At 66.3% G+C, this 3,941-nt stretch carries 4 protein-coding genes; all 4 read right to left on the bottom strand.

The features are described from left to right. Window positions 1–351 precede the first annotated feature (351 nt). A complete protein-coding gene (locus tag JNN06_RS00255) occupies window positions 352–1,131 on the bottom strand; it encodes a DNA repair protein (RefSeq protein WP_291237595.1) in 780 nt (259 codons plus the stop codon). A gap of 131 nt (window positions 1,132–1,262) precedes the next feature. After that, window positions 1,263–2,009: an ATP-binding cassette domain-containing protein gene (locus JNN06_RS00250; RefSeq protein WP_291237594.1), complete on the bottom strand. Its 747-nt coding sequence runs from the start codon at window positions 2,007–2,009 to the stop codon at window positions 1,263–1,265. Further along, window positions 2,006–2,785, bottom strand: coding sequence for an ABC transporter permease (locus JNN06_RS00245; RefSeq protein ID WP_291237593.1), 780 nt, complete (start codon window positions 2,783–2,785; stop codon window positions 2,006–2,008). The genes JNN06_RS00250 and JNN06_RS00245 overlap by 4 nt, the downstream gene beginning before the upstream one ends. Then, on the bottom strand, window positions 2,782–3,843 hold the full coding sequence (alr, locus tag JNN06_RS00240) for an alanine racemase (RefSeq protein WP_291237592.1): 1,062 nt from the start codon (window positions 3,841–3,843) through the stop codon (window positions 2,782–2,784). The genes JNN06_RS00245 and alr overlap by 4 nt, the downstream gene beginning before the upstream one ends. Window positions 3,844–3,941 lie beyond the last annotated feature (98 nt).

Genomic DNA, 3,941 nt, shown 5'->3' with positions numbered 1-3,941 from the left:
GAGGCCAGCGCCCGCCCGGTGGGTGCGATAGCACCCGCCCCCCGCAGGGCGGGTGCTGGCCGGTGGCTTTGGGCCAACGGCCCAAACGCGGAAACGCCTCCACATGACCTCGGCAATGGCCTCGGCCAGTGTGAAGGGGCGGGAACCGGAAACGCACCGCGTTTCCCCGGCCCTGTGGGAACAGTCCAGCCAGACCATCGCAGCATAAGACCGACAGGCCATCGCCCGCCCGGTGGGTGCGATAGCACCCGCCCCCGCAGGGCGGGTGCTGGCCGGTGGCTTTGGGCCAACAGCCCAAACGCGGGAAGGGCGTCGCATGACCTCGGCAATGGCCTTGGCCAATGGCGCGGGTCACGCCGGATGCAGGTCTGACTTCAGCCCGTGCAGCGGCACCACATTGGGTTCGCGCGCCGGTTCCTCGAAGGCATAGCCCAGCTCGGGCAGGATTTCGCGCAAGTCGGCCTCCAGACGGCGGATCTGGCTGTGGTTGCGGCGCTCCTCGCTTTCCACATCGGTCAGCCAGCGGCGCAGCTCATCCACCGTCTGCCGGGCCAGCTTGATCTTTTCGGCCATGCTGTCGGCATCACTTTGCCGCGCAGTCAGGAAGCCCCGGGCGCGGCCCACCTTGTCGTCACTATAGGCGCGGGCCAGATCGCGCGACTGAAAGCTCATCTGCGCCGCCAGTTCCAGCAGCTCCGGCTCCAGCTGTTGCAGATCGGGGTGCTTGCGCAGCAATTCCATCCGCTGCCGCATCTCCTCGAACTCGGTCGAGAGGCTGAACACCCCGGTGCGATCGGCGGCATGGGCCAGCGCATAGGCGCGTTTCACATCCTCCATCCCGATCTGGAACGAGCGATGCGTGCGCTCCAGCCGGGCCATGCGGGCATTGGCGGGGATGAAGAAACAGATGCACAGCATGATGGCGGTAAGGCCCAGCTGCACCCACATGCCCGCCGAGGGCAGCACAGTGTCCCCCCAGGCGACCGCCAGATTGGGCCAGGGCATCTGCCCGGCAAAGGCAAGGCCCGAAGTCAGCACCAGAAAGGCGGTGATGGCGATGATGGCGCCAAAGGCCAGATGCTGCGCCACGGATTGCGCCTGACGCCAGGCATGGCTGTGCGGATCGAACATGAGACACCCCGGTAACCCCGGCGTTAACTTTTCGCCCAAGGCCCGGAAAGGCAACATATTTTTGCCGCAATCACCGCAAGCGGAAACAATCCCCCGGCCAGAGGCACAGCGTTTCCGGCGGCAGAACAGTCTCAGCGCAGCGATTCGATGGGCCCCTCGGCCCGGCCATGGATGAACTGCTGGACGTAAGGGTCTGGCGTGGCATCCATTTCAGACACCGGGCCGCTCCAGCGCACCTTGCCACCATGCAGCATGGCGACGTTATCCGCGATGGCGCGAACGCTGGTCATGTCATGCGTGATGGTCATGGCGGTGGCGCCCATCTCCACCACGATCTCGCGGATCAGATCATTGATGACGCCCGACATGATCGGATCAAGGCCGGTGGTCGGCTCGTCAAAGAAGATCACCTCGGGGTTTGCGGCGATGGCGCGCGCGAGGCCTACGCGCTTTTGCATGCCGCCCGACAATTCGGCCGGGAACAGATCGGCCACTTGCGGGCCAAGGCCCACGCGGCGCAGCTTCTCGATGGCGATTTCGCGCGCCTCGGCCTTGGGCCGCTTGAGGCTGCCGCGCAGCAGGCGGAAGGCGACGTTTTCCCAGATGCGGAGGCTGTCGAACAGCGCAGCCCCCTGAAACAACATGCCAAAGCGCGCCAGAAACGCGTCGCGGTCGCCCTTGGTCACATCCTGCCCATCCAGCGTGATGGTGCCGCTGTCATGGCGCACAAGGCCCAGGATGGATTTCAGCAGCACCGATTTCCCGGTGCCGGACCCGCCGATGATGACCATGGAGGTGCCCTTGGGGATCGTCAGATCTACCCCGCGCAGCACGGCATGGTTGCCAAAGGATTTATGCACGCCGCGGAGTTCGATCATGAGAAGAACAGCTCCGTCAGCAGGTAATTCGCGGCAAAGATCAGGACGGAGGCCGAGACGACGGCAGATTTGGTGGCACTGCCCACGCCCTGCGCGCCGCGCCCCGAATTCATGCCGTGATAGCACCCCATCAGCGCCACGAGAAAGCCGAAGGCCGCACCTTTCAGCAGGCCCGAGGTCACGTCCCACAGTTCCAGAAAATCGACGGTGTTCTTGATATAGGCGGCAGAATTGAAATCGAGGCGCTGCACGCCGACCAGCCAGCCGCCCATGATACCGATGCTGTCACCCACCGCGACCAATACCGGCACGGCCAGAGTGGCCGCCACCACGCGCGGCACGGCGAGGTATTTCAGCGGGTTGGTGGAGAGGGTGGTGAGGGCATCGATTTGCTCGGTCACCTTCATCGTGCCGATCTCGGCCGCGATGGAGGAAGCGACGCGCGCCGCGACCATAAGGCCTCCCAGCACCGGCCCCAGCTCGCGCGCCATGCCGATGGCGACGATGGCGGGCACCACCGATTCCGCGCTGAACCGGGCGCCGCCGGCATAGATTTGCAACGCCAACGCCCCGCCGGTGAACAGCGCGGTCATGCCCACGACGGGCAGTGAAAACCAGCCGATCTGCATCAGCGCCGCGAACAGCTCGCGCGGGTAGAAGGGCGGGCGGAAGATATGGCTGACCACCGCGCCCGCAAAGATCGCAACGCGGCCCAACTCGGCCAAGAGGCCCAGCGTCATGCGGCCCAGATGGGCGACGGGGGACAGCAGGCTCACGCCTGCCCCCGCGTGGCGGTGGAGGCATAGCGCCGGGCATAGCGGTGACCCAGCGAGGTCAGCACCTCATAGCCGATGGTGCCGGTGAGGTCGGCCACATCATCCACGCCCTGCATCGGCCCCAGAAGGGTCAGGCTGCGCGGGATCTGGCGCAGGTGGCTGATGTCGGCGGTGATCAGGTCCATCGAGACGCGGCCCAGGATCGGCACCGGCGTGTCGCCATCCCACAACGTGCCGATGCCCGACAGGCGCCGGGTGATGCCATCGGCATAGCCCGCGCCCAGGGTGGCAACGAGGCGCGGCTGATCGGCGGTATAGCCGCAGGAATAGCCGACGATCTCGCCCGCCGCCACTTCGCGGGTCTGGATCACCGGCAGGTCCAGCCGCACCACCGGGTAGGCGTCAAAGAACGGGCGCCCGCCATAAAGGCCCACGCCGGGGCGGGTGAGTTCAAAGTGATATTCCGGCCCCAGCAGGATGCCCCCGGTGGCGGCAAGGCTGCGCGGCACGCCGATCCCGTCGGTAAGGGCGTGAAACTCCGCCAGTTGCACGGCGTTCATCGGATGGTCAGGCTCATCGGCGCAGGCCAGATGGCTCATCACCAGTTCGGGGCCTTGTTCCAGAACCAGCGGTGCCACGGCCTCCCATTCGGCGGGTTCCAGCCCCAGCCGGTTCATGCCGGTATCCAGCTGGATGCCAAAGGGATGGCCCGGCAGGCTTTCCAGATGGCGGGTGATCTGATCCACCGAATTGAGCATGGGCGTCAGTTCGAGGTCATGCACCATCTCGGTGTCGCCCGCCATATGGCCGCCCAGCACATTGATCTGCGGGCCGGGGCCAAGCGCCTGCCGCACGGCGGCGCCTTCCTCGGCCACGGCCACGAAGAAACGCCGCGCCCCGGCCTCGGCCAGCGCGCGGACGACGCGTTTGGAGCCAAGCCCATAGGCATCGGCCTTGACCACGGCAGCGGTCTGCGTGGCGGGATCGCTGAGACGGTCCAGAGCGCGCCAGTTGGCGGCAATGGCGTCAAGATCAATGGTGAGGGTCGCTGTAGCCATGTCGCGGTTTTGACAGGGCCTGCGCGAAGGTCAAGGGGAAATGGCGCGGGGTGGCGGCGATGTGCCGGGGGAGGCCCTGCACGTCGCTTCGCCGGCCC

The sequence above is a fragment of the Gemmobacter sp. genome, assembly GCF_016792925.1.
GTDB lineage: Bacteria > Pseudomonadota > Alphaproteobacteria > Rhodobacterales > Rhodobacteraceae > Gemmobacter.
Note: the sequence above shows the minus strand (reverse complement) of the source record. Positions and strands in the feature narration are given on the sequence as shown.

Bases quoted from the DNA above. Each gene is read 5' to 3' on its own strand.
- JNN06_RS00250 (WP_291237594.1), bottom strand. From the start codon at position 2,009: ATGATCGAACTCCGCGGCGTGCATAAATCCTTTGGCAACCATGCCGTG.
- alr (WP_291237592.1), bottom strand. From the start codon at position 3,843: ATGGCTACAGCGACCCTCACCATTGATCTTGACGCCATTGCCGCCAAC.
- JNN06_RS00255 (WP_291237595.1), bottom strand. From the start codon at position 1,131: ATGTTCGATCCGCACAGCCATGCCTGGCGTCAGGCGCAATCCGTGGCG.